Below are 25,472 nucleotides of genomic sequence, written 5' to 3'. Positions count from 1 at the left end.
GGTGAAGGTGTTGGTCACGAACTCGCCCGCCCGCTCGCTGCGCGCCTTCATTACTTCCCCGAAGGCGATTGCCGTCGCACCTGAAACGTATGCTCCGGCCCTGGAAATGCACCGGAGCGCACCTCATCAGCATAAGCCGCCGCCGCTTCTGAAGCCGCCGTGCCGAGATCGGCGTAGCGTTTTACGAATTTCGGTTTGAAATCGGAAAACAGGCCGAGCATGTCGTCGGAAACCAGCACCTGTCCGTCACAGGCCGGCGATGCGCCGATGCCGATGGTGGGGACGGCAAGTTTTTCCGTCAAATCGCGAGCCAGCGGCTCGACGGTGCCTTCCACGACGATGGCGAAGGCGCCGGCCTGATCGACCGCAATCGCATCGCGCCAGATCTTCTGCGTTTCCGCATCCGAATGTCCGAGCGAGCGGAAGCCGCCGGCGGTGTGGACGAGCTGCGGCATCAGCCCGACATGACCGAACACCGGAATGCCGCGGGCGACCAGAAAGGCGATGGTCTCCGCCATTTCCTCGCCGCCTTCCAGCTTCACGCCGTCGCAGCCGGTTTCCTGCATCAGCCGCACCGCATTGCGGAACGCCTGTTCCTTCGATTCCTGATAGGTGCCGAAGGGAAGATCGACGATGACGCAGGCATGCTCGACACCGCGCATGACGGCGCGGCCATGGGCGATCATCATGTCCAGCGTGACGCCGACCGTCGTGTCCATTCCGTAAAGCACCATGCCGAGGGAATCGCCGACCAGGAGCAGATCGCAATGCGGATCGAGCAGGCGGGCAATCGGCGTGGTATAGGCGGTCAGGCAGACGATGCGCGCCTCGCCTTTCATCTGTCGGATGGAGGCCGTCGTCAGCCGCTTATGTTTGCCATGGGCGCTCATTCGACAGCCTCCCGTTGATTGATCCTGTCGCGCCCGATGACACGGTTGTCGAGGAGCCTCGTGCTGCCCAGGCGCACGAACAGCGCCACCAGCACTGGTCCCGCCTGCAACGAAGCAACGGGGGCGAGCGTATCGGGATCGCGCACCGCGACGACTTCCGGTGAGGCCAGCGGCTCGGCGGCGATGAATTTTTCTATGGCCGTCTCGAATGCGGCAAGGTCGTCGAAGCCCTCGCCATAAAGCCGTTCCGCTTCGTCCAGCGCGCGCGGCACGATCACGGCTGCGGCGCGTTGTGCGGGGTTAAGATAGACATTCCGTGAGGAGCAGGCCAGCCCGTCCGCCTCGCGCACGGTGGCGACGGGAACGACCCTGACAGGTTGGGCAAGGTCCTCGACCATGCGGCGGATCAGCGTTACCTGCTGGTAATCCTTCTCGCCGAAATAGGCCGCGTTCGGCTGAACGAGATTAAAAAGCTTGGTCACGACGGTCGCAACACCGGCGAAATGCCCCGGCCGCACCGCGCCTTCCAACTGGTTTCCCAGTTCGGGCACATCCACCACGGTCTGCATCGGGCGCGGATACATCTCGGAGACTTCCGGTGCGAAAAGAATGTCGATGCCCGCCTCTTCCAGCAATGCGCTGTCGCGGGTAAGATCGCGGGGGTAACGGGCCAGATCCTCATTCGCACCGAATTGCAATGGGTTAACGAAGATCGAAACCACTGTCACGTCGTTTTCCGCCTTGGATTGGGCAACGAGCGTCAGATGGCCGATATGGAGAAAGCCCATGGTCGGCACGAAGCCGATGGTTTTGCCCGCACGGCGAAAGTCGGCGGTGGCGTCCCGCAATTCGGCGACGGTTTTTACAAGCTGCATGGGTCTCCTCCGGCTTCCCCAATCGCCGCCCGGCGAAAGGTGCTGGATAGAACTCGATTTGCCGAACAGGGTCAACGGACGCATCGGGATTATATCGATTAACCCTATGACGACTTTCGAGAGAACCGGAGTTCGGACAGATGACGGCGATCACTCCAACCAGAGCGGTTTCCTTTTTTCGGCAAAAGCCAATCGCCCCTGCCGCGCCTCGTCGCTGACGCTGATCGTGGCGATGACGCTCTCGGCAAAGGCAAGCCGCTCGATGGACGGCATATCGCGCATCTTCAGCAACGCCGCCTTTCCGGCCGCGATGGCGCCCGGAGCATTCTGCCGCAACCGTGCGAGAACATCTTCCACCACGACATCGAGTTCGGCCGAAGGGACAGCCCGATTGACGAGGCCGAGACGCTCCGCATCAGCGGCGTTGATCGCAGCGCCAAGATAGGCCATTTCCTGAAGCTGGCTCAGGGGCATCTTCGCCAGAAGCTTTGCCGCCACCATGGCCGGGAAAAGTCCCACGCGCACCTCAGGCATGCCGAATTCGGCATGGTCGGCGGCATAGGCGAGATCGCAGGCGGCAACGAGGCCAAGCCCGCCGGCCAGAACCCGGCCGTTGATGCGGGCGATGACGGGCCTGTCGCAGCCCTCGATGGCGCGCATCACATCGGCAATAGGGTTGGCTCCATCCCGCGAGAGGAACATGCCGCCGGCGCTTTCCTTCAGATCGGCCCCGGAGCAGAAGCTGCGGTCTCCCGCCGCCGTTATTACCACGGCGCGCAGGCCGCCATCACCGGATGCCGCGCCGATGGCTCTCGTCAATGCGTCCGTCATCGCGGCATTCAGGGCATTGTGCACCTCCGGCCGGTTGAGCGTCAGCCAGAGAATGTCCTTGCGCCTTTCGCTAAGCAGTTCATCCGCCATGCGCGCCATCCTTCTGTCTTGCCGCAAGCAGTGCCTTGCCGGCGCGGGCCGCATTCGGTCTACCGAGATGCCGGCTGATCCAGTCCCCGGTTTTCGCCACCGCCAACAGGTCGATACCGGTTTTAATGCCAAGCCCCTGCAGCAGATAAACGACGTCTTCGGTGGCGACGTTACCGCTGGCGCCCGGTGCAAAGGGGCAGCCGCCCAGCCCGGCGACCGAACTGTCGAAGACGGAGATGCCTTCATCCAGCGAGGCCAGCACATTGGCGACGCCCTGCCCATAGGTATCGTGGAAATGCATGGCGAGTTTTTCACGCGGGATGCGGGCAGACACCCGCTTGATGATATTGCGAATCTGGTCCGCCGTGCCGATGCCGATCGTATCGCCGAGCGAGATTTCGTAACAGCCGAGGCCGATAAGCGCTTCGGCCATCGCCGCCACCTCATCCTGTGCAACCTTACCGTCATAGGGGCAGCCGGCTATGCAGGAGACGTAACCGCGTATGAGGATGTTCCGCCCGGCCGCGGCTGATGCGACATCGCGCAGGCGCTCAAGGCTTTCGGCGCGCGAGCAGCCGATATTGTGCTGGCTGAAACCTTCGGACGCGGAGACGAAAACGGCGACTTCCGTCACACCGGCATCAAGGGCAGCCTCGAAACCTTTCATATTGGGAACGAGCGCCGGATAGGCGGTGCCGGGTCGCCTTTCGAGCCCCTGGAACACCTCTTTCGAATCCGCCATTTTCGGCACTTTTTTGGGTGAGACGAAAGCACCCGCTTCCACCGCCGCCAATCCGGTTGCGGCCAGCCGTGCGATCAACTCGATCTTGATGGCGGCTTGAACCTCGGCGCTTTCGTTCTGCAAGCCGTCACGCGCGCCCACTTCGACGATTTTTACCTTTCGGGGCCAGCTCATTTCAGCCGCCCTCCGGCTCGAAATCCACCAGCACCGCACCGGCCGCGACCATATCGCCCTCAATGCAATTGATGGCCGTGACGGTGCCTTTCGCCGGCGCGCGGATCGTGTGTTCCATTTTCATCGCCTCCATCACCACAAGTGCCTCGCCGGCCTCAACCGCAGCACCGTTGCTGCTCAGCAAGGCGCGGATGACGCCGGGCATGGGCGCTTCCAGGCCGCCGGTATGGGTAGCGGCATCCGCGATATCGACGGGATCCGGCTGGTCGATGCGATAATGCTCGCCATCCAGAAAAAGAGTGTAACGGCCATCCTCGGCAAAGAAATGGCCCTGCCTTTTCCTGCCTTCCACGGTCGCTTTGAATTTGCCATCGTCCGAGAGGTCCCCATGGACATTGATGGCCCGTCCGTCGATCTCAAACGAAAAACCATCCGCCTCATGCGTGACGCCAACGCTAAGCGGCTGGTTGTCAAAGACGAAACACAGCGTTTCCCTTGCCGGCGCGTTGAGGCGGAAGGCCGCCGTCTTGTTCCATGGGCTATAGGGATCTGCCTGTGAAACAGGCTTTCCGTTTTTCTGCCGCGCAAGCAGCAGGCCAAGCGCGGCCATGGTTATCTCGTTCCCGTCCGTTGCTGCCGGAGCAAACAGCGCCACTTCGTGACGGGCGATGAAGCCGGTGTCGAGATCGGCGTTCGCGAAGGCCGCCAGTCCCGCAAGCCGCGTCAGAAAGGCGGCATTGCTGGTGACGCCACAGATCGCCAGATTTTCGAGCGCCAACCGCAAACGCCGCAGCGCCGATGGGCGATCACGGTCCCAGACGATCAGCTTGGCGATCATCGGATCGTAATGCACGGTGATGGCGTCGCCGGCGCGGATGCCGCTGTCGATCCTGACATGAGGGCCCTGATCGGGGAAAACCAGATGGCTGATGGTGCCGATCGACGGCAGGAAATCATGCGCCGGGTCCTCGGCATAAATCCGCGCCTCGATTGCATGGCCGTTTATGCTGAGACCGGTCCAGTCTTCCGGCAGGGCCTCTACGTTGGCGACGCGGATCTGCCATTCGACCAGGTCGAGACCGGTAATATATTCCGTGACCGGATGTTCGACCTGCAGCCTCGTATTCATTTCCATGAAATAGAAGTCGCCGGAAGGGTCGAGCAGGAATTCCACCGTTCCCGCGCCGCGATAATCGATGGTGCGGGCGGCGGCGACCGCCGCTTCATACATGCGCTGGCGAAGCGCATCGGGCAGGCCGGGGGCAGGAGCTTCCTCGATGACCTTCTGGTGCCGGCGCTGGATCGAGCAGTCGCGCTCGAAAAGCGAAACACAGTTGCCATGGCCATCGGCAAAGACCTGCACTTCCACATGGCGCGGCCGCTCGAGGTATTTTTCGATCAGCATGCGGTCATTGCCGAAAGCGGCCAGCGCTTCGCGTTTTGCGGCGGCAAGCTCCGCTGCGAAGTCGCGCTTCTGCCGCACGATGCGCATGCCCTTGCCGCCGCCGCCGGCCGAGGCCTTGAGCAGAACGGGATAACCTATGGCGTCCGCCTCGCTGCCCAATCGCTCCTGCGCCTGTTCCTCACCGTGATAGCCGGGAACGACCGGAACGCCGGCCCTTGCCATCAGCGCCTTTGCCTCGCTTTTCCCGCCCATGGCGCGGATTGCCGCTGCCGGCGGGCCAATGAAAACGAGCCCGGCGGTGGCGCAGGCTTCGGCGAAGCCGGCATTTTCCGAAAGAAATCCGTAACCCGGATGAATGGCTTGTGCGCCGCAGGCATTTGCGGCGGCGATGATTTTTTCGCCGTCGAGATAGGAGGCCCGCGCGGCGGCCGCGCCGATGGCGATGGCCTCGTCGGCCAGCGCCACATGCATGGCGTCACGGTCGGCATCCGAATAGACGGCAACGGTGCGGATGCCCATCTTGGCGGCGGTGCGGATGATACGGCAGGCTATTTCGCCCCTGTTGGCGATCAGTATTTTTGAGAACATCGTCGCCTCACATCCTGAATATGCCAAAACGGGTGGGTTCAATCGGTGCATTGAGCGCGGCGGAGAGGCCAAGGCCAAGCACGAGGCGGGTATCCTTCGGGTCGATGATGCCATCGTCCCAAAGTCTGGCGCTGGCATAATAGGGATGTCCCTCCCGCTCGTATTTTTCCCGGATCGGCTGTTTGAAGGCCTCTTCCCCTTCCTTGGACCAGTGACGGCCATCGGCCTCGATGCCATCGCGACGGATTTGCGCCAAGACGGACGCCGCCTGTTCGCCGCCCATCACCGAAATGCGGGCATTGGGCCACATCCACAGGAAACGTGGCGAATAGGCGCGGCCGCACATGCCGTAATTGCCGGCCCCGAAGGAGCCGCCGATGATGACGGTGAATTTCGGCACTCTGGCTGAAGCGACAGCGGTAACGAGCTTGGCGCCATCCTTGGCGATCCCGCCCGCCTCATAGGCCTTGCCGACCATGAAGCCTGTGATGTTCTGCAGGAAAACCAGGGGAATGCCGCGCTGGCAGCAAAGCTCGATGAAATGCGCGCCCTTCAGCGCCGATTCCGAAAACAGAATGCCGTTATTGGCGACGATGCCGACGGGATAACCGTGGATGTGGGCGAAACCGCAGACCAGCGTGGTGCCGTAAAGCGCCTTGAACTCATCGAATTCGGAACCGTCCACCAGACGGGCGATGATCTCGCGCACTTCGAATGGTTTGCGCGTATCGGCGGGAACGACGCCATAAAGCTCTTCACCCGGATAAAGTGGTTCTACGGGTTCGCGGATATCCAGCCCCACCTGTTTGCGACGGTTGAGGGTGGAGACGATCCGCCGGGTCAGCGCCAGCGCGTGCCGGTCGTCGCGTGCATAATGATCGGTGACGCCGGATTGCCGGGAATGCACATCCGCGCCGCCCAGCTCTTCCGCACTCACCACCTCGCCGGTCGCGGCCTTCACCAGCGGCGGGCCGCCGAGAAAGATCGTGCCCTGATTTTTGACGATGACGGACTGGTCGCTCATGGCAGGCACATAGGCCCCGCCCGCCGTGCAACTGCCCATCACCACGGCAATCTGGGCGATGCCTTCCGCTGACATATTGGCCTGATTATAGAAAATGCGGCCGAAATGATCGCGGTCGGGAAACACCTCGTCCTGATTGGGCAGGTTCGCGCCGCCGGAATCCACGAGGTAAATGCAGGGCAGGCGGTTCTCCGTGGCGATTTCCTGCGCGCGCAGGTGTTTCTTCACCGTCAGCGGATAATAGGTGCCGCCTTTCACCGTCGCATCATTGGCGACGATGACGCATTCGCGGCCCGAGACCCGGCCGATGCCGGTGACGATGCCGGCGGCGGGAACGGGTTCGTCATAGACCTCGTAAGCCGCAAATTGCGAAAACTCGAGGAAAGGACTGCCGGGATCAAGCAAAACCTCGATGCGATCACGCGCCAGCAATTTGCCGCGGGAAAGATGCCGTTCACGGGCCTTGTCGCCGCCGCCTCTCAATATTTTCTCGACGTGCTGCTGCAGGTCATCGACCAAGCCTGACATGAAATCGACATTGGCGGCAAAGGTGGGGTCGCGGTTCAGGCTGGATGTAAGCTTCATCTTGTGTCCTCACCCGTTGCCCTTGACCAGTTCGCGGCCGATCAGCATCCGGCGGATTTCGCTGGTGCCTGCGCCGATTTCATAAAGCTTGGCGTCGCGCAGCAGCCGTCCGGCCGGGCTTTCATTGACATAACCGGAGCCGCCGAGAAGCTGAATTGCATCCAGCGCCACCTGTGTGGCCCGTTCGGCGGCGAACAGGATTGCACCTGCCGCATCCTGCCGCGTGATGCGGCCATTGTCGCAGGCCCGGGCCACGGCATAGACATAAGCGCGCGATGCGTTCATCGCCGAATAGATATCGGCAAGCTTTCCCTGCACCAGCTGGAATTCGCCGATGGGTTTGCCGAACTGCTTGCGCTCGCGGGCATAGGGCAGCACCAGATCGATGGCTGCCTGCATGATGCCAACAGGGCCGGCAGCCAGTACGGCGCGCTCGTAATCCAGCCCGCTCATCAGCACCGTCACGCCATCATTGAGGCGACCAAGGATGTTTTCCTCCGGCACCTCGCAATCCTCGAATACCAGTTCCGAGGTGGGGGAACCGCGCATGCCGAGCTTGTCGAGTTTCTGGGCCGGGCGAAAGCCCTTGAAGCCTTTTTCGATCAGGAAGGCGGTGATGCCGCGCGGGCCAGCGGACATATCCGTCTTGGCGTAAACCACCAGCGTATCGGCCTCGTGACCGTTGGTGATCCACATTTTCGCGCCGTTCAGCACATAGTGATCACCTTTGCGTTCCGCCTTCAGCCGCATCGAGACGACATCCGATCCGGCTTCCGTCTCGCTCATGGCGAGCGAACCGACATGTTCGCCGGAGACCAACTTCGGTAGATATCTGCGCTTCTGCTCTTGCGTTCCCCAGCGGTGAATCTGGTTGATGCAGAGGTTGGAATGAGCGCCATAGGAAAGACCGATGGAAGCGGAAGCCCGGCTTATTTCCTCCATCGCCACGCAATGGGCGAGATAGCCCATGTCAGCGCCGCCGAATTCTTCCGAAACGGTGATACCGTGCAGGCCAAGCTGGCCCATTTGCGGCCAAAGCTTGCGTGGAAAACGGTCGTCCCTGTCGATCGCCGCCGCCAAAGGAGCAATTTTATCGTCTGCGAATGCACTTGCGCTGTCGCGCAATGCTGCGATTTCCGGGCCGAGATCGGCATCGAAAATGGCGGCGAGATTCAAACTCATCGCGTCTCCTCCTCCGGACGGCATCTGCCGCCGTCCCTTTTGTCAGCAACCGGCACCTCCTCCGCGCCGGCAACCCCTGATTATGGCGCGTCACCTCCGGTGAAGGCGGCGGAACGGCGCACGAATGTCTTGATGGCGAAATTGGACTGGATGCGCGACACGCCGGGAACCGTGGTCAGGAAATCCAGTAGCTCCTGATAATGCGGCAAATCCCGCACCATGGCGTGGATCAGATAATCGGAACTGCCGCTGGTCTGATAACCGCCCACAACTTCCGGAATGGAAGCGACGTGGTGTTCGAAGGTGGTCAACGCTTCCTTGATCTGCCGCTCCAGCGTGACGGAGATGAAGACGCCCATGTTGCCGAGCAGACGGTTCTCATCGAACACGGCGGTATAACCGCGAATGATGCCTTCCTCTTCCAGCTTGCGCACGCGGCGCAGCGTCGGCGTGAAGGAGAGACCGATGCGGGCGGCAAGATCCCGCCAGCTGACCCGCCCGTCATCGCCGAGAACATGCAGAATCTTCTGGTCGAAACTGTCGAGCTCAATCATGGATCATTTGCTCTATGATATGACTATTTGTTGGATCAAAGATATCGCCAATCAAAAAACTGTCAATCAAAATAGCTTTGAAATGAATTCGAGATAGTGATAGCGTTCACATCAGTCGCGGTCTGGAGGAGATCTGCGGCGGGCCGGTTCCTCACATCAGGGCTGGCCAAGGGAGGTGAATTTGGCTGTGCATGACCCTGTCGTGATCGACGGGGCCGCCCATGCTTTCGTGGGCAGGCCTCAGAACCAATTCCAGTTTGCGACGTTGCCGGCATCAGGCGACGTCGACGTGTTTCATGCGCTTCGCCTTTTGGGGGAGAGGCCGCGATGATGCTCACCGAAGCCCAGCAACAGATCAGAGATATGGCCCGCGACTTCGCCCGCGAGCGGCTTGCCCCTGGCGCCGCTTCGCGTGACCGGGAAAGCCGTTTTCCCAAAGACGAATTGAAAGCGATGGGCGAGCTCGGTTTCCTCGGCATGCTGGTCTCCGAAGAGTATGGCGGGGCGGAGACCGGCGCCGTTGCTTACGCACTGGCACTGGAGGAAATCGCTGCCGGGGATGGTGCCTGTTCCACCATCATGAGCGTCCATAATTCTGTGGGATGTGTGCCTATCCTAAAATTCGGAACCGAAGGCCAGAAGCAGCGCTTCCTGCCGAAACTGGCTTCCGGCGAATGGATCGGCGGTTTCGCGCTGACCGAACCGCAGGCTGGCTCCGATGCGTCAAATCTCAAGACCAAAGCGCGGCGCGATGGTGATCGTTATATTCTTGATGGCGCTAAGCAATTCATCACATCAGGTAAAAATGGCGATGTCGTCATCGTTTTTGCCGTCACCGACGCGACGGCGGGCAAGAAGGGTATCACCGCCTTCATCGTGCCGACGGACACGCCGGGTTACGAGGTCATAAGGGTCGAAGAAAAGCTCGGCCTGCATTCATCCGATACCTGCCAGATCGCCTTTACCGACATGGCGGTGCCAGCCGAATTGCGGCTGGGCGAAGAGGGGCAGGGGTATCGCATTGCGCTTGCCAATCTGGAAGGCGGCCGCATCGGCATCGCCGCGCAAGCGGTAGGCATGGCGCAGGCGGCCTTCGAGGCGGCGCGGGATTATGCCCGTGAGCGCAAGGCCTTCGGGCAGGCAATCATCGAACATCAGGCAGTCGCGTTTCGCCTCGCGGATATGGCGACGCGCATTCAAGCGGCGCGGCAGCTGGTGCTGCATGCGGCGGCGCTGAAGGAAGCGGGTGAGCCCTGTCTTTCGGAGGCTTCGATGGCGAAGCTCTTCGCTTCCGAAATGGCCGAGCGCGTCTGCTCGGACGCCATCCAGATTCACGGCGGTTACGGCTACATGGCGGATTATCCGGTGGAGCGGATCTATCGCGATGTGCGCATCTGCCAGATTTACGAGGGGACCAGCGATGTCCAGCGAATGGTGATCGCGCGGAACCTTTGAGCGTTGTTTCGCGGTCTGGAGGAGACCGCGACGGGAGGAGTAGAATGGACATAACCGAAACGCCACGTCTCAGCCTGCATGTTCCCGAACCTGCGGTGCGGCCCGGCGGGGAGCCGGATTTCTCCAATGTGAAAATACCCAAGGCTGGCTCCGTGCCGCGCCCGGAGGTTGACGCCGCGCCGGAAAGCATGCGCGATCTTGCCTATTCGATCATCCGTGTCCTCAATCATCAGGGCGAGGCCGTTGGGCCATGGGCAGGGCTGCTTTCGGATGAGGACCTGCTGGTGGGCCTGAAGAATATGATGCGGCTTCGGGCTTTCGATGCGCGCATGCTGATGGCGCAACGGCAGGGTAAAACCTCTTTTTACATGCAGCATCTGGGCGAAGAGGCGGTGAGCTGCGCCTTCCGCAAGGCGCTCTCCAAAGGCGACATGAATTTCCCGACCTACCGGCAGGCCGGGCTGTTGATCGCCGACGACTATCCGCTCGTCACCATGATGAACCAGATTTATTCCAACGAACTGGATCCGCTGCATGGGCGGCAGTTGCCGGTGCTTTATTCCTCGAAGGAGCATGGTTTCTTCACCGTCTCCGGCAATCTCGCCACGCAATATGTGCAGGCGGTCGGTTGGGCGATGGCGTCGGCCATCAAGGGCGATACGAAGATCGCCGCAGCATGGATCGGTGACGGTTCGACGGCGGAGTCGGATTTTCACTCGGCGATGGTCTTTGCCTCCACCTACAAGGCTCCGGTGGTTCTCAATATCGTCAATAACCAATGGGCGATTTCCACCTTTCAGGGCATCGCGCGCGGCGGCTCGGGAACCTTTGCGGCACGCGGCCTGGGCTTCGGCATTCCCGCACTGCGGGTCGACGGCAATGACTATCTCGCCGTTTATGCCGTGGCGCGCTGGGCGGTGGAGCGGGCTCGCTGCAATCTCGGCCCGACGCTCATTGAATACGTCACCTATCGTGTCGGCGCCCATTCCACTTCCGACGATCCGAGCGCTTACCGCCCCAAGACGGAGTCCGAGGCATGGCCGCTGGGCGATCCGGTTCTGAGGCTCAAAAAACATCTCATCCTGCGCGGCGTCTGGTCGGAGGAACGGCACCGGCAGGCAGAGGCGGAAATTGCCGATGAGGTGCTGGAAGCTCAGCGCGAGGCGGAAAGCCACGGCACGCTGCACGAAGGCAAAAAACCGCCGAAAAAGGATATTTTCGAGGGTGTCTACGCCGAGATGCCGCCGCATCTCGTCCGGCAACGTCAGAAGGCAGGGTGGTAAGGCATGGCAAGAATGACGATGATCGAAGCCGTCCGTAGCGCCATGGATGTGTCCATGGAGCGCAGTGACGATGTCGTGGTGTTTGGCGAGGATGTGGGCTATTTCGGTGGGGTCTTCCGCGCCACGCAGGGGCTGCAGGGAAAATACGGCAAGACCCGCTGTTTCGATGCGCCGATCAGTGAATCCGGCATTGTCGGCACTGCCATCGGCATGGCTGCTTATGGGTTGCGGCCCTGTGTCGAAATCCAGTTCGCCGATTACATGTATCCCGCCTATGACCAGATCACCCAGGAGGCGGCGCGTATCCGTTATCGCTCCAACGGCGATTTCACCTGCCCGATCGTTCTTCGCATGCCGACCGGCGGCGGCATTTTCGGCGGGCAGACACACAGTCAGAGCCCGGAAGCGCTTTTCACCCATGTCTGCGGGCTGAAGGTGGTGGTTCCTTCCAATCCCTATGACGCCAAGGGGCTGCTGATCGCTTCCATCGAAGATCCCGACCCGGTTATGTTTCTGGAGCCGAAGCGGCTTTATAACGGTCCGTTTGATGGCCATCACGACCGGCCGGTGACGCCGTGGTCCAAACACGAGATGGGGGAGGTGCCGGAAGGGCACTACACCATTCCCATCGGCAAGGCGGAGATACGCCGTCCCGGAAACGCTGTGACCGTCATCGCTTATGGCACCATGGTGCATGTGGCGCTGGCGGCGGCGGAAGAGACTGGCGTGGATGCTGAGATCATCGATCTTCGCAGCCTCTTGCCGCTCGATCTCGATACAATCGTCAAGTCCGTTTCCAAGACCGGCCGTTGCGTCATGGTGCATGAGGCGACGCTGACCTCCGGCTTCGGGGCCGAAGTCGTGTCTCTGGTGCAGGAGCATTGTTTTTATCACCTCGAGGCTCCCGTCGTCCGCGTCGCGGGCTGGGATACGCCTTACCCCCATGCGCAGGAATGGGACTATTTTCCGGGACCGGCCCGCGTCGGGCGCGCCCTTGTCGATGTCATGGAGGCCTGATTATGGCGGAATTTGTTATCACGATGCCCGATGTCGGTGAAGGTGTGGCGGAAGCCGAACTGGTGGAATGGAACGTCAAACCGGGCGATCTCGTCCATGAGGACATGGTGCTGGCCGCGGTGATGACCGACAAGGCGACGGTGGAAATCCCATCCCCGGTGGCGGGGATCGTCACCTGGCTTGCCGTGACGGTTGGAAATACCGTGCCGGTAAAGGCGCCGCTGCTGCGCATCGAAACCGATGTCGCCGTCGCCGCTCCCAATGGCAGCGCGCCGGAAGCGGAAGTGCCCACCCAGATGACGCAAGCGCCTGCCGACATGACGGACACGCCGCCACCCGTTGAAACCCAACCTGCGGCGCGAGAGGCCGAGGAGGCGCCGCCGGCGCCCGCCGCCGAACCGCATCATAAACCGTTGGCGTCTCCCGCTGTTCGCCAGCGCGCCGACGATCTCGATATCGATCTCACCAAGGTCAAGGGCACGGGGCCTGACGGGCATATCACACATGCCGATCTCGACGGGTTTTTAACCGTGCGGGGACGGCCGGACCGTCCCGAGCCGATAGCGCCCCACGATAGCGCTGTCGAGGAGGTGAAGGTGACCGGGCTCAGGCGTAAGATCGCCGAGAAGATGGTGCTTTCCGCCTCCCGCATTCCCCACATCACCTATGTCGAGGAAGTCGACGTGACCGATCTGGAGGATTTGCGGGCAACCATGAACGGCAATCGCCGTTCCGGGCAACCGAAGCTGACGATCCTGCCGTTCCTGATGCGCGCGCTGGTGAAAGCCGTTGCCGATCATCCCGGCATGAATGCCACCTTCGATGACGAAAAAGGGGTCGTCAGCCACTATGAAGCGGTTCATATCGGCATCGCCACGCAGACGCCGTCGGGCCTCACCGTTCCGGTCGTGCGCCATACGGAAACGCTCGGCCTTTGGGAATGCGCGGACGAAGTCGCACGCGTCGCCGAAGCGGCCCGCACCGGCACGGCCCATCGGGAAGAATTGATGGGCTCCACCATCACCGTCAGTTCGCTGGGAGCCTTGGGCGGTGTGGTCTCGACACCCATCATCAATCACCCGGAGGTGGCGATCATCGGCGTCAACAAGATCGTGACGCGCCCGGTGTGGGATGGGACGCGGTTTGTGCCGCGCAAGATGATGAACCTCTCATCGAGCTTCGATCACCGGGTTGTCGATGGCTGGGATGCGGCGATATTCATCCAGGCCGTGAAGGCGCTTATGGAAAAACCGGCGCTGATCTTTATCGACGGCTGAAGATTCATTCGTAAGAAGCTTTTCTTCCATGAGGCGCTCCGGCTTCATGGAACTGTTTCGGTGTTGGTATAGGCTTGCGTTCGTTATCTTCGGGTATAGAAGAGAAGAACGAGAAACATGTTTTCTCATCATGATCACAGTGGCGGACGAGGGCGCTCCGGTGCCCGGCGGTCCGCCCTCCGCCGACAACCGAATGAAGAAGAAGGTCCTCCCATGCGCACTCCCAAACCCGTTGTCCTGACTATTCTCGATGGCTGGGGGCTGAACGAGGACACATCCAGCAATGCGCCGGTGCTGGCGAATACGCCCACCATGGACCGGCTTTTCGCCACCTGCCCGAATGCGAGGCTCACCACCTTCGGCCCGAATGTCGGTCTGCCCACCGGGCAGATGGGCAATTCGGAAGTTGGCCACACCAATATTGGCGCGGGCCGCATCGTCGCCATGGATCTCGGCCAGATCGATCTGGCGATCGAGGATGGCAGCTTTTTCCGCAATGCGGCGATGCTTGATTTCGCCGCCACCGTGAAGGCCGCGGACGGTGTGGCGCATCTGATGTGCGTCGTTTCCGATGGCGGCGTCCATGGCCATATCCTCCACGGCCAGGCGGCGGTGAGGCTGATGATCAGCCACGGCCTGAAAGTGGTGGTACATGCCATCACCGACGGCCGCGATGTCGCGCCGCAATCGGCTGAAGAATTTGTGGCGGCACTGGTGGCGAGCCTGCCGCAGGGGGCAAGCATCGGCACGGTGATCGGCCGCTATTATGCGATGGATCGCGACAACCGCTGGGAGCGCGTCGAGAAAGCCTATGACGCCATGGTTCTGGCGAAAGGAGAACACGCGCGGGATGCGGTAAGCGCCGTTGCTCAGAGTTATAGGAACAACGTCACCGACGAATTCATCCTGCCGACGGTGATCGATGGTTATGAAGGTTTCAAGGCCGGCGATGGCCTGTTCTGCCTGAATTTCCGGGCTGACCGTGCCCGTGAAATCCTGCTCGCCATAGGGGCGGACGATTTCGACGGTTTTTCGCGCGAAAAGCCTGTCCTTTCGGCTATGCTTGGCATGGTGGAATATTCCACCCGCCATAATGAATTCATGACGACGGCTTATCCGAAACGGGATATCGTCAATACGCTCGGCGCCTGGGTGGCAAAGCAGGGGCTCACGCAGTTTCGTCTCGCCGAAACGGAAAAATATCCCCATGTCACCTTCTTCCTGAATGGCGGTAAGGAAGAGCCGGAAGTGGGCGAAGACCGTTTCATGCCGAAATCCCCGAAGGTCGCGACCTACGATCTGCAGCCGGAGATGAGCGCGCCGGAAGTGACGGAAAAATTCGTCGAGGCGATCGGCAAGGGTTACGATTTGATCGTCACCAACTACGCCAACCCCGATATGGTGGGTCATACCGGCGATCTGCAGGCCGCAATCAAGGCCTGTGAAGCCGTGGATCGTGGGCTTGGTGCCGTCGTTGCCGCTCTTGAAAAAGTGGGCGGCGCGATGCTTGTCATTGCGGACCACGGCAATTGCGAAACCATGGTCGACCCAGTGACCGGCGGCCCGCATACGGCCCACACCACCAATCCGGTGCCGGTGATCCTTTTCGGCGGCCCGGAAGGTGCGAAGCTGCATGACGGCATTCTTGCCGATGTCGCGCCCACCCTGCTGCAACTGATGAATGTGCCGCTGCCGCCGGAAATGACGGGCAAAAGCCTGATTGACCTCTAAATAATCACACGCCGTCGCGCGGGAGCGTTCCAGCCTCGCGCGACGGCCCGTTTCCCCGCCCCGAACGAGTCTTGCCTTCATGGCTGCTTTGCGTAGAGGCGGTCGTGGATCAGCATGCCGGCAATCATGGCGCCGACGAAAAGAACGACCGGCGTCAGCCCGAGGGCGAAAGCCGATAGTGCCGGGCCGGGACAGAAACCGGCAAGCCCCCAACCGATGCCGAAAATGGCCGAGCCTGTTATGAGCGGCCGGTCGATGCGGGTTTTTGCGGGAAGGCTGAAACCTTCTGCGAGGACCGGTTTGGCGAGACGCCGGCTGAGCAGCACACCCGGCACGGCGACCATCACCGCACCGCCGAGAACGAATACCAGGCTCGGATCCCAATGGCCGCTCGCCACGTCGAGAAAGCCGGAAACGCGGGCCGGATCAACCATGCCTGAAAGCGAGAGGCCAAAGCCGAACAGGGCTCCGGCGGCCAATGCCAGGAAAACACTTGCCACGGCTGGATTTTTCAAGACAGGGCTCCAGTTATCGTCGCGGCGCAAATACCGGTAATCAAGAAGGTGGCGGTCGCGGCGATGGAGCGCCGGGAAAATCGCGCCAGCCCCATGATGCCATGGCCGGATGTGCAGCCTGAGCCCATGCGCGTGCCAAAACCCACCAGCAGCCCGGCAATGAGGATGAGCGGCCATGGTGAAACGATGGTGATGGCCGGCAGCCGGCCGAATGCCGCGGCATAGATATAAGGTCCGGCCAGCAAGCCGGCGACGAAGGCGAGATCGGCAAGACGCCGCTCCCTGCCGAGCATTTTGCCTATGAGCCCGCTGATGCCGGCAATACGGCCATTGAAAAGAAACAGCAGAATGCAGGCAAGACCGAGCAGCATGCCGCCAAAAAGAGAGGGCCAATAGGGGCTCACGGGGTCTCCTCCTCTGGCGCGCAGAATATGGTGTAAAGGGCCTCGATCAGTTGCGCTGCTTTCGCTTCGCTCAGTTGGTAAAAAATCTGCTTGGCGTCGCGCCGGGTTTCGACCACGCCGGCTTCCCGCAGCACGCCCAGCTGCTGGGAGAGCGTCGGCTGGCGAATATCCAGCTTGGCCTCCAGCTCGCCGACGGAGAATTCCCCCTGCGCCAGCGTGCAGGCGAGCATCAGCCGCGCCGGGTGTGCAAGCGTTTTCAGAAGCAGTGCGACCTCGACAGCCCTCTCCTCCATGGCGGGAAGGGGAATTTCAGCAATGTGGGGGGGCTTTTCCAGCTTGTTTTCCTTTACCATATGCTTCCCTCCAGCACGTCGAGCGGGAATTTCAGATAACGCTTGCCATTCGCCTCCGGCTCCGGCAGGCGACCGCCGCGAATATTGACCTGCAGGGCGTGGAGAATGAGCTTCGGCATCGGCAAGGTGCGATCCCGCGCTTGCCTGAGACGGATGAAACCCTCCTCCGTCACGCCGGCAAGATGCGGATTGCTGTGTTTCTGTTCGCCGACCGTGCTTTCCCATTTCGGCGTGCGGCCGCCGGGCTGATAATCGTGGCCGGTGAAAAGCCGTGTTTCGTCGGGAAGGGCGAGAATGGCCTGAATGGACGCCCAGAGTTCGCTGGCGCTGCCGCCGGGGAAATCGGCGCGCGCGGTGCCGGAATCGGGCATGAAAAGCGTATCGTGCACGAAGGCGGCATTACCTACCACATAGGTGACGGAGGCCAGCGTGTGGCCGGGCGAAAATAGCACGCGCGCTTCAAGGGAGCCGATATTGAACCTGTCGCCCGCCTCGAACAGCCGGTCCCATTGCGAGCCGTCGGTTTTTAGATTCGGCCAGTTGTATTTTTCCTGCCAGAGCTTTTGGACGCCGGTGACTTTCGCGCCGATGGCTGTCTGCGCACCGGTCTTCTGCTTGAGATAATGGGCAGCGGAAAAATGGTCGGCATGCGGATGGGTATCGAGAATCCATTCCACCGTCAGGCCCTGGCTCTCCACATAGTCCAGAATGGCGTCGGCATTCATCGTTCCGGTTGCGCCGGATTTCTCATCGAAATCATAGACCGGGTCGATAATGGCGCAGCGCCCGGTCGAGGGATCGGACACGACATATTGCACGCTACATGTGCGCGGATCGAAGAATGCCTTGACGTGCGGAGCCGCCGCTGCGCGCCGTTCCAGCCAGCGGGTGGCGCCGGAAAGGTCAAAGCCGTGCGCCTTGCCGAAAGCCTCGATATCGTCCCTTTCGATGCGCCCATCCAGAGCTTCCCCGAGAACATGAAGCGTGAGCGCGCGGGCGCCGCCCTTGCAATGGGCAAAAACGGGGCCTTCCGCTTCCGCCATTTTCTGCTGGAAGGCGCGGATATCGGCTTCGGTGATGGTTTGGCCGCTGACCGGGATAAAGCCATAATCCATGCCCGCGGCGCTGGCGGCGCTTTTTTCCTGGGAATTGCCCGGCTGGCCGGGCTCTTCACCATCAGGCCGGGCATTGACGATGCTTTTATAACCTTGGGCGGCGAGCAATGGGAAATCGTCGATCATCGGCTGGCCCGCAACTGTCAGACGCTCGTTGATCTTCACGGCATTCATCGACATCTCCTGTTACTATAATTTAATATATATTATTGTATAATGTATATTGTTTGTTTGCAAGGCCGCAAAGTGGCTTCGTTCCGGATATCTCCTGCTGCATCGTTCAGGAAAGGTTCGGAAGAAAATCCTAGAGGTGGGATTTCTTCGTTTTGTGACGGCTGGACGGAGATTGCCTGTCTTCTGTATGCGAAAAATGCCTTGCGGCCTGAATATGGAGGCACAAGGCATTTTCGTGGACACCGGTTCGAATTCGGGCTCGTTTCAGACGACGAGCCTGCGGCGTGTCGCTTTCCAGCCGAGACAGATGGCTGCAACAAGCAGAACCGTCTGGGCGACGACGAAGGGCGGTTCATTGCCGTTCGGCGCCAGATTGTTGAGTGTTTCGACCTTGAGAAATGCCTGAACGATCAACACGAACATATTGAGATAAAGGCTGATCGTAGCGGTGATCGTATAAATAATGCGCGCCCTGCCATTCAGGCCGTATCCATAAAGCGCAACCAGTGCAATTGCCAGAACGAGGGTCGAGATGACGCCGACACCGAGCGCCGGCGTGAAGTTTCCGATTGGAAACAGGAAGCCGGTGAGTGTGGTGGCGAGCGTGGTGACGAGGAAAAGCGCCATCATGCGCGGCATCCATCGCCCCGCCGCATAAGCGGGTAGGGCGATCAGTCCGGCGGCGATGCCGATGAAGCTTAGGCCCACATGCAATGCCGTGAATTGGGGAATGGTCAGTCCGAGGATCATGATACGTCTCCCTCTATTCGGTTTTGGCTGCACGATACCGGCTGGCGGCAAGTGCATGCGACAGATTGGGCCTTAACGCCGCGCGCGCTGCAAGGAAATTTTCAAGATCAGCCGTATCCGGCAGGGACGGAATGGTCAGTGCTTCGCCGAGGTCGAGACCGGCAAGGGCCGCATCCACCATTTCGTAAACATCCATGACCATGGCGGCCGGAATGGCGTCGAGCCGTTCCTCTTCCCAGATCGCGGTGCGGGTGATGCCCGGCAGGACGGCCTGAACTCGCACGCCGGAGGGGGAAAGCTGCGCCTGCAGCGCCTCGGTGAAGGCAAGCACGAAGGCCTTGGTGGCCGGGTAGACGGCGGTGAATGCCGCCGGCATCAGCGCCGTGACCGAAGTGATGTTGATGATCGTGCCCTTGCCATCGTCGGCAAGACGCGGCGCGATGGCCGCTGCGAGCCGGGTGACGGCAAGGATGTTGAGGTTGATCATCGTTGTCACATAGGCCGGGTCCAGCGCCGTGATTGCGCCTTCCCCGGCAATACCGGCATTGTTGACGAGGCCGGTAATCCGCCGGTCGTCGCGCAGCCGCACTTCCACCTTTTCGAGGTCTTCCGCCTTGGCAAGATCGGCGGAGAGAACCTCGACTGCGATGTGATGATCCTTTTCCAACCGTGCGGCCAATGCTTTCACCTTTTCGGCACGCCGCGCCACGAGGATGAGGTCATGGCCGCGTTTTGCCAGACGTTCGGCATAGACCGCACCGATGCCATCGGATGCGCCGGTGATGAGAAATGTATTCTGTGTCATATCCGTGTCTCCTTTGTGCTGCGGTTTCAGGCGTTGATGAAGGCGAGAAGGTCGGTGTTGAACCGGTCCTGATGGGTCTGCGTCAGGCCATGGTCGGCGCCCTCATAGATTTTGAGCACCGCATGTTTGACTATTCTGACCGTGGAGAGCGCCGAAGCGCCGACCGGCACGATCTGATCGTCATCGCCGTGCAGAACCAGCGTCGGCTTGTCGAAAGCCTTCAGGTCCTGATGGAAATCGCTTTCCGAAAAGGCGCGAATGCTGTCGAGCTGACCTTTCAGGCCGCCCATCATGCCCTGCCGCCAGAATTCGTCGCGGATGCCTTCGGATATCACGGCGCCTTCGCGGTTGTAGCCGTAGAAGGGAATGGTCAGGTCCTTGAAAAACTGGCTGCGATTGTCATAGGTGCCCTTGCGGATGCCGTCAAAAACATCGATTGGCAGGCCGATGGCATTGCTTTCCGTCTTCAGCATCAGCGGCGGCACCGCGCCGATGAGGGCGATCTTGGCGACGCGGGCCGTACCATGACGGCCGATATAGCGCGTCACCTCGCCGCCGCCGGTGGAATGGCCGACCAGAATGATGTCGTGAAGATCGAGCTGTTCGATCAGCTCGGCCAGATCGTCGGCATATTGATCCATGGTATTGTTATGCCAGACCTGATCGGAGCGGCCGTGGCTGCGGCGGTCATGGGCGATGGTGCGGAAACCGTGATTGGCGAAGAACACCATCTGCGCATCCCAGGCATCGGCGCTGAGCGGCCAGCCATGGGAGAAGATGATGGGTTGCCCGTCTTTCGGGCCCCAGTCCTTGTAGAAGATATGCGTTCCGTCTCTGGTGGTGATCGTTGTCATGGCTTTCTCTCCTGTTGCAGGGAGCTTGCTTGCGTCCCGTGGGAATAGAGATACTCTGGAGACAGCCGGGACTGGATTGGCGCTTCTGACAGAAAACGAGCCAAAACTGACAAAACGGGGTGTGGGTCATGGCAGGTGTAACGGGAAGCGCGCTGGAAGTGGGACTGGTCCTCTATAGGGACTGTCAGATCGCCATGGTGCATGGGATCACCGATCTTTTTGCCATCGCGTCGGTATTTTCTCAGGATCGCGGCGGGCCGAAATTGCGGGTCAGTCACTGGAGCATGGGGGAGGGCGGTGAATTCGCGCGCTGTCAGGATACCGATCCAGGGCCGGGGCATCCCGATATCTTTATCGTACCCGGGAGGCTGACCGGGCCAGCCGAAATCGAGGAAGCCGAGCCTTACGCCCGCTGGCTGCTGGATCGGCATGCGCAGGGGGCGACGCTTGCCGCCAGTTGCGGCGGCTCCTTTATGATTGCGGCAACGGGCCTCCTGTCCGGCCGCCCGGCTACCACCCACTGGTTGTTTGCCGAGCGTTTCCGCGAGCGTTTTCCCGATATCCGGCTGGAGATAGACAAGATCGTCATCGAGGATGGCGATATCATCACGGCTGGCGGGCTGATGGCATGGACAGATCTTGGCCTGCGCATCGTCGACCGGCTTCTCGGACCTTCGGTGATGATCGAGACCGGCAAGTTCCTGCTGATCGATCCCTCGGGGCGTGAACAGCGCCATTATAGCAGCTTCGCCCCAAGGCTGACGCATGGCGACGAGCCGATCCTGAAGGTGCAGCACTGGCTGCAGGCCCGCGCCGGGCGGGCGACGAGCGTTACCGACATGGCCGGCCATGCAGGGCTGGAGGAGCGGACCTTCCTGCGCCGCTTCAAGGCCGCCACCGGCATGAAGCCCATCGAATATGTCCAGCATCTGCGTATCGGCAAGGCGCGGGAACTGCTGGAATTCACCCGCCGTTCTGTCGATCAGATCGCCTGGTCGGTGGGTTATGAGGACGCGGCCGCCTTTCGCCGGGTGTTCCACCGCATTCTCGGCCTCTCGCCGGGTGAATATAGAAGCCGCTTTTCCAGCAGTTCGGCCATGGCTGCGGCGTGAGGGCGGCCGACCGTCCCGGCGGTGCGCGGCCCTTGCAATGTGGCGGGTGTTTGCTAACATGCCAGACAAGTTTGAAACAGGTGGGCCGGAATGGACGTTGAGAGCAACACGAAGCAAGGGGTATCGCTCGCGGCGAAAATCAGTTCGGCATTGCGGCGGGATCTGTCCGAAGGCGTTTTTCGCCCCGGCGACCGTCTTCCAAGCGAAAGCGAACTCACGCGGGAATATTCGGTGAGCCGCACAGTGGTACGCGAAGCCATCGCCATTCTACGCGCCGACGGCCTCGTTGAAGCCCGCAAGGGCGCGGGCGTTTTTGCCGTCGAAGTAAAGCCGGCCAAGGAGCTGCCTTTTAACGATCTGGCCGTGGGACGGATTTCCTCGGTGATCGAGTTGCTGGAATTGCGCACGGTCTTTGAGGTTGAATCCGCCGGGCTTGCGGCATCGCGCCGTTCCGCCGTGCAGGTGGAGGCGATTGTGGATGCGCACCGGCGCGTCGGCGACTGTCTCGCCGCCGGTTTGCCGACGCGGGACGCTGATTTCGAGTTCCATCTGGCCATTGCGCAGGCGACGCAGAACAGGAGGTTTCCCGAGTTTCTTCAGCTCATTCGCACCGGCATCATTCCTCGCGGCGAATTGCAGGGGGCAGCGCCCGGATCGCGTCCGAAGGACTACAACCTGCATCTCCAGGAGGAGCATGCGAGGATTGTCGACGCCATCATCGAAGGTGATGCCGATGGCGCCCGCCAATATATGGCGGCGCATTTGCGCGGCAGTCTTGAGCGCTACAAAGTGCTTCTGCGCTCCCGCACTGCCGCTGAGTGATCCAGAAATTGCTCATGAGTCAATGGGTTAAACGGTCGCTCGCCGATAAAAGGCTAGCGAGGCGGCGAGCGTCAGAAGCGCGCCGCCGCAAATCCGGTCGAGCCACAGGGCTCCGGATTTCCGCAGCAGCCGGACGGCCTGCGAGCCGAGCAGGGCATATCCGAACATCACGATGAAATCGACGGCGGCGAAGATCAGCGCAAGCGCCGCATATTGCTGGAGCTGCGGTGCAGCGGGATCGATGAATTGCGGCAGGAAAGCGGAAAAGAACAGATATCCCTTGGGGTTGGTGACCGCCACGAGAAAGCTTTTGAGGAAGATCGAGGGAACGGAAGCAGCCCCGTTGGCCTCTGCCGGTTGAAGGGCGCCATCGAGCATGCCTCTTGAGCGCAAAAGCATGATGCCGAGGAAGGCTAGATAGCAGACGCCCACCCATTTGACGACACCGAACCAGAATTCGGAAGCGGCGAGCAACGCCCCCAATCCTAGTGCTACTGCGCCGATCAGGACAAAATCCGAGAGAACGGCGCCAGCCATGCCGCTCATGGCGCGGCGTACTCCGAATCTTGAACCATTTGTAAGCGCGAGCAAAACGGTAGGGCCGGGCGTGGCAATGCCGATAAAAGCGACCACGGCAAATGCCAGAAGTGTCACGTCAACCATATTTCTCCCCCCTGAAGGCGCGGGTGTCATCGGCATCATCGCCGGAGCAGGCGTCCGTGCATTCTGCGCGGTGGGAGAATACAGGCTTTTGCTGGCGCCACAATGCATGTGCTTTTCCCAAAGCAGAAAGAAAGCCCGACGGTTTCGGCACGCCTTCAGGTTCCTGGGCAATACGGATTTCGCCGGTACTCGCTTGACAGCCTCCAACACCTGTGACAACTTGTGAATAGTTGTCAGACAGGATTGCGCTTTGGTCACTTGCGCAATCGATCTCTGGCAAGGGAGGAATCATGTCAAAAAGACGCCTTTCGCTTTATGGCCTTTCCGGCCAGATCGGAAGTATTGCGGTTACGCTGCTTGGATTGCTGCTGCTGACCTTTTTTATCGGCCGCCTGATGCCCGCCGATCCCGTGCGGGCGATTGTGGGCGAGGACGCGACGCGCGAAACCTATGAACAGGTCTACCATGCGCTCGGTTTCGACCGTCCGCTCTGGCAGCAGTTCATCTATTATCTCGGCGATGTCTTCACCGGCGATTTCGGAACCTCGATCCGCACGGGCCAGCCCGTCATCCAGGATATCATACGCGTCATGCCCGCGACGATGGAGCTTGCGACCTTCGCGATCCTGATCGGCGCTGGCCTTGGCATTCCCATGGGCGTTTATGCCGCGGTCAATAAAGACCGCTGGCAGGATCATCTGGTACGCGTCCTCAGCCTGTTCGGCCATTCCATGCCGATTTTCTGGACCGGCATGATCGCGCTGATCGTTTTTTACGCCCATCTCGGCCTTGTCGGCGGCGGTGGCCGTATGGACCAGTTTTATATCGGTCTGGTGGACGAGCGCACCGGCTTTCTGTTGATCGACAGCCTGCTTGCGGGCGATATGGAAGTGTTCTGGTCGGCCATCAACCACCTCATCCTTCCCGCCGCGCTGCTCGGTTATTCCTCCTCGGCCTATATCACCCGCATGACGCGTAGCTTCATGCTGGACCAGCTGGGCCAGGAATATGTGACGACCGCCCGCGTTAAAGGCCTGTCGCAACGCCAGACGGTGTGGCTGCACGCGTTTGGGAATATTCGCGTGCAGCTCGTCACCATTATCGCCCTTGCTTACGGTTCGCTGCTGGAAGGGGCGGTTCTCATCGAGACCGTCTTCGCCTGGCCGGGATTCGGCCAATATCTCACCAGCAATCTTATCATCGGTGACATGAATGCCGTGATGACCTGCGTTTTGATCGTCGGCGTCATCTTTATCGGGCTCAATCTCCTGTCCGACATTCTCTACCGCTTTTTCGATCCGAGGACCCGCTGATGACGGCCCGCGCAGAAACCTCTTTCCGCCTTCCGGCGCCCTTGAACGCGCTGAAGAACATCGTCGTTTTCCTGCTGAAAAGCCCGACATCGGTCTTCGGCCTGGCCGTCCTGCTGTTGCTCGTCATCGCCGCGATTTTCGCTCCCTGGCTAGCGACGCATGACCCCTACGCGCAGGATCTTGCCAACACGCTGCAGGCGCCGGGTAATGGCCACGTCTTCGGTACGGACGAGTTGGGACGGGATATCTACAGCCGCCTTCTCTGGGGCGCACGCATCACGCTCACCATCATCTCGCTGGTGTCGATCATCGTCGGTCCCGTCGGCCTTCTGGTCGGCACGGCTTCCGGTTATCTCGGCGGCAGGTTCGATACGGTGATGATGCGCATCACGGATATCTTCCTGTCCTTCCCGAGCCTCATCCTGTCGCTCGCCTTCGTCGCAGCACTTGGGCCAAGCCTCAACAATGCGATCATCGCGATCGCGCTCACTTCATGGCCACCGATTGCGCGCCTCGCACGCGCCGAGGCCATGACCTTCCGCAAGGAGGATTACATTGCCGCCGCAAGGCTTCAGGGCGCCTCTCCGCTGCGCATCATCGTCAAATCGATCATGCCGATGTGCCTGCCTTCTGTCCTGATCCGCCTGACGCTGAATATGGCGACGGTCATCCTCACCGCCGCCGGCCTCGGCTTCCTCGGTCTCGGCGCGCAGCCGCCGTTGCCGGAATGGGGAGCGATGATCGCGACCGGACGCCGCTACATGCTCGACAGCTGGTGGCTCGTCACCTTCCCCGGCGTTGCGATCCTTTCCGTCAGCCTTGCTTTCAACCTGCTGGGTGACGGCCTGCGGGATGCGCTCGATCCAAAGCAGATGAACCGGAGATAGGG

Annotated in this window: 26 protein-coding genes; 9 read left to right on the top strand and 17 right to left on the bottom strand. The window is 60.8% G+C overall.

Features of this window, described 5'->3' with window-relative positions:
• Window positions 1–50: 50 nt before the first annotated feature.
• The 8 genes from panB to BS627_RS21135 form a co-directional block, all read right to left on the bottom strand.
• On the bottom strand, window positions 51–890 hold the full coding sequence (gene panB / locus BS627_RS21170) for a 3-methyl-2-oxobutanoate hydroxymethyltransferase (RefSeq protein ID WP_077985125.1): 840 nt from the start codon (window positions 888–890) through the stop codon (window positions 51–53).
• Complete coding sequence (panC, locus tag BS627_RS21165) at window positions 887–1,765, bottom strand: pantoate--beta-alanine ligase (protein ID WP_077985124.1); 879 nt, start codon at window positions 1,763–1,765, stop codon at window positions 887–889. The genes panB and panC overlap by 4 nt, the downstream gene beginning before the upstream one ends.
• Before the next feature lie 150 nt (window positions 1,766–1,915).
• Window positions 1,916–2,686, bottom strand: a complete 771-nt coding sequence (locus BS627_RS21160) for an enoyl-CoA hydratase-related protein (protein ID WP_077985315.1) — start codon at window positions 2,684–2,686, stop codon at window positions 1,916–1,918.
• Window positions 2,676–3,602: a hydroxymethylglutaryl-CoA lyase gene (locus BS627_RS21155; RefSeq protein ID WP_077985123.1), complete on the bottom strand. Its 927-nt coding sequence runs from the start codon at window positions 3,600–3,602 to the stop codon at window positions 2,676–2,678. Before BS627_RS21155 ends, BS627_RS21160 begins: the two co-directional genes overlap by 11 nt.
• Window position 3,603: 1 nt before the next feature.
• Window positions 3,604–5,595: an acetyl/propionyl/methylcrotonyl-CoA carboxylase subunit alpha gene (locus tag BS627_RS21150; RefSeq protein WP_077985122.1), complete on the bottom strand. Its 1,992-nt coding sequence runs from the start codon at window positions 5,593–5,595 to the stop codon at window positions 3,604–3,606.
• 7 nt (window positions 5,596–5,602) lie between these two features.
• Window positions 5,603–7,204: a carboxyl transferase domain-containing protein gene (locus BS627_RS21145; RefSeq protein ID WP_077985121.1), complete on the bottom strand. Its 1,602-nt coding sequence runs from the start codon at window positions 7,202–7,204 to the stop codon at window positions 5,603–5,605.
• 9 nt (window positions 7,205–7,213) lie between these two features.
• Window positions 7,214–8,386: an isovaleryl-CoA dehydrogenase gene (locus BS627_RS21140; protein ID WP_077985120.1), complete on the bottom strand. Its 1,173-nt coding sequence runs from the start codon at window positions 8,384–8,386 to the stop codon at window positions 7,214–7,216.
• An 80-nt stretch (window positions 8,387–8,466) separates the two neighbouring features.
• Window positions 8,467–8,940: an Lrp/AsnC family transcriptional regulator gene (locus BS627_RS21135; RefSeq protein WP_077985119.1), complete on the bottom strand. Its 474-nt coding sequence runs from the start codon at window positions 8,938–8,940 to the stop codon at window positions 8,467–8,469.
• 327 nt (window positions 8,941–9,267) lie between these two features.
• On the opposite strand from BS627_RS21135, the gene BS627_RS21130 reads away from it, so the two are divergent.
• The 5 genes from BS627_RS21130 (at window position 9,268) to gpmI (ending at window position 15,703) form a co-directional block, all read left to right on the top strand.
• Window positions 9,268–10,395 (top strand): acyl-CoA dehydrogenase family protein, encoded by a 1,128-nt coding sequence (locus tag BS627_RS21130; RefSeq protein WP_077985118.1) that lies wholly within the window; start codon window positions 9,268–9,270, stop codon window positions 10,393–10,395.
• Window positions 10,396–10,439: 44 nt separating this feature from the next.
• Window positions 10,440–11,678, top strand: a complete 1,239-nt coding sequence (locus tag BS627_RS21125; RefSeq protein ID WP_077985117.1) for a 3-methyl-2-oxobutanoate dehydrogenase (2-methylpropanoyl-transferring) subunit alpha — start codon at window positions 10,440–10,442, stop codon at window positions 11,676–11,678.
• 3 nt (window positions 11,679–11,681) lie between these two features.
• The gene (locus tag BS627_RS21120) at window positions 11,682–12,695 is read left to right on the top strand and encodes an alpha-ketoacid dehydrogenase subunit beta (protein WP_065118089.1); all 1,014 of its coding nucleotides are present in this window, start codon (window positions 11,682–11,684) and stop codon (window positions 12,693–12,695) included.
• 2 nt (window positions 12,696–12,697) lie between these two features.
• Entirely contained in the window at window positions 12,698–13,972 is a 1,275-nt protein-coding gene (locus tag BS627_RS21115; RefSeq protein WP_077985116.1) for a dihydrolipoamide acetyltransferase family protein, read from the top strand.
• A 213-nt stretch (window positions 13,973–14,185) separates the two neighbouring features.
• The gene (gene gpmI / locus BS627_RS21105) at window positions 14,186–15,703 is read left to right on the top strand and encodes a 2,3-bisphosphoglycerate-independent phosphoglycerate mutase (RefSeq protein ID WP_077985115.1); all 1,518 of its coding nucleotides are present in this window, start codon (window positions 14,186–14,188) and stop codon (window positions 15,701–15,703) included.
• A gap of 77 nt (window positions 15,704–15,780) precedes the next feature.
• On the opposite strand, the gene BS627_RS21100 is transcribed toward gpmI, so the two are convergent.
• The 7 genes from BS627_RS21100 to BS627_RS21070 all read right to left on the bottom strand — a co-directional run bounded on the left by BS627_RS21100 (window position 15,781) and on the right by BS627_RS21070 (window position 20,673).
• A complete protein-coding gene (locus BS627_RS21100; RefSeq protein WP_077985114.1) occupies window positions 15,781–16,218 on the bottom strand; it encodes a YeeE/YedE family protein in 438 nt (145 codons plus the stop codon).
• Window positions 16,215–16,622 carry a YeeE/YedE family protein gene (locus BS627_RS21095; RefSeq protein WP_120649316.1) on the bottom strand — a complete coding sequence of 136 codons (408 nt, stop codon included), beginning with the start codon at window positions 16,620–16,622 and terminating at the stop codon, window positions 16,215–16,217. Before BS627_RS21095 ends, BS627_RS21100 begins: the two co-directional genes overlap by 4 nt.
• Complete coding sequence (bigR, locus tag BS627_RS21090; protein WP_077985112.1) at window positions 16,619–16,975, bottom strand: sulfite-sensing transcriptional repressor BigR; 357 nt, start codon at window positions 16,973–16,975, stop codon at window positions 16,619–16,621. Before bigR ends, BS627_RS21095 begins: the two co-directional genes overlap by 4 nt.
• On the bottom strand, window positions 16,969–18,264 hold the full coding sequence (gene blh, locus BS627_RS21085; RefSeq protein WP_077985313.1) for a bifunctional sulfur transferase/dioxygenase Blh: 1,296 nt from the start codon (window positions 18,262–18,264) through the stop codon (window positions 16,969–16,971). The genes bigR and blh overlap by 7 nt, the downstream gene beginning before the upstream one ends.
• Before the next feature lie 264 nt (window positions 18,265–18,528).
• Window positions 18,529–19,014 (bottom strand): hypothetical protein, encoded by a 486-nt coding sequence (locus tag BS627_RS21080; RefSeq protein WP_077985111.1) that lies wholly within the window; start codon window positions 19,012–19,014, stop codon window positions 18,529–18,531.
• Window positions 19,015–19,027: 13 nt separating this feature from the next.
• On the bottom strand, window positions 19,028–19,819 hold the full coding sequence (locus BS627_RS21075; protein WP_077985110.1) for an SDR family NAD(P)-dependent oxidoreductase: 792 nt from the start codon (window positions 19,817–19,819) through the stop codon (window positions 19,028–19,030).
• A 26-nt stretch (window positions 19,820–19,845) separates the two neighbouring features.
• Complete coding sequence (locus tag BS627_RS21070; protein WP_077985109.1) at window positions 19,846–20,673, bottom strand: alpha/beta fold hydrolase; 828 nt, start codon at window positions 20,671–20,673, stop codon at window positions 19,846–19,848.
• Between the two features lie 128 nt (window positions 20,674–20,801).
• Here BS627_RS21070 and BS627_RS21065 point away from each other — a divergent pair, with 128 nt between their 5' ends.
• Both BS627_RS21065 and BS627_RS21060 read left to right on the top strand, forming a co-directional pair.
• On the top strand, window positions 20,802–21,785 hold the full coding sequence (locus BS627_RS21065) for a GlxA family transcriptional regulator (RefSeq protein ID WP_077985312.1): 984 nt from the start codon (window positions 20,802–20,804) through the stop codon (window positions 21,783–21,785).
• A gap of 90 nt (window positions 21,786–21,875) precedes the next feature.
• Window positions 21,876–22,607, top strand: coding sequence for a FadR/GntR family transcriptional regulator (locus BS627_RS21060; RefSeq protein WP_077985108.1), 732 nt, complete (start codon window positions 21,876–21,878; stop codon window positions 22,605–22,607).
• 27 nt (window positions 22,608–22,634) lie between these two features.
• Here the strand turns inward: BS627_RS21060 and BS627_RS21055 are convergent, their stop codons facing one another.
• The gene (locus BS627_RS21055) at window positions 22,635–23,270 is read right to left on the bottom strand and encodes a LysE family translocator (protein WP_077985107.1); all 636 of its coding nucleotides are present in this window, start codon (window positions 23,268–23,270) and stop codon (window positions 22,635–22,637) included.
• Window positions 23,263–23,550: a hypothetical protein gene (locus BS627_RS24375; protein WP_131829432.1), complete on the bottom strand. Its 288-nt coding sequence runs from the start codon at window positions 23,548–23,550 to the stop codon at window positions 23,263–23,265. The genes BS627_RS21055 and BS627_RS24375 overlap by 8 nt, the downstream gene beginning before the upstream one ends.
• Window positions 23,551–23,560: 10 nt before the next feature.
• Between BS627_RS24375 and BS627_RS21050 the strand changes: the two genes are divergently transcribed.
• Together BS627_RS21050 and BS627_RS21045 are read left to right on the top strand one after the other, a co-directional pair.
• Complete coding sequence (locus BS627_RS21050; protein ID WP_077985106.1) at window positions 23,561–24,583, top strand: ABC transporter permease; 1,023 nt, start codon at window positions 23,561–23,563, stop codon at window positions 24,581–24,583.
• Window positions 24,583–25,470: an ABC transporter permease gene (locus BS627_RS21045; protein ID WP_077985105.1), complete on the top strand. Its 888-nt coding sequence runs from the start codon at window positions 24,583–24,585 to the stop codon at window positions 25,468–25,470. The genes BS627_RS21050 and BS627_RS21045 overlap by 1 nt, the downstream gene beginning before the upstream one ends.
• Window positions 25,471–25,472: the final 2 nt, after the last annotated feature.

Origin of the sequence: Agrobacterium salinitolerans, from assembly GCF_002008225.1 — a bacterium.
Classification (GTDB): domain Bacteria; phylum Pseudomonadota; class Alphaproteobacteria; order Rhizobiales; family Rhizobiaceae; genus Agrobacterium; species Agrobacterium salinitolerans.
The sequence above is the reverse complement of the archived record's forward strand: the minus strand, read 5'-3'. Positions and strand labels throughout refer to the sequence as shown.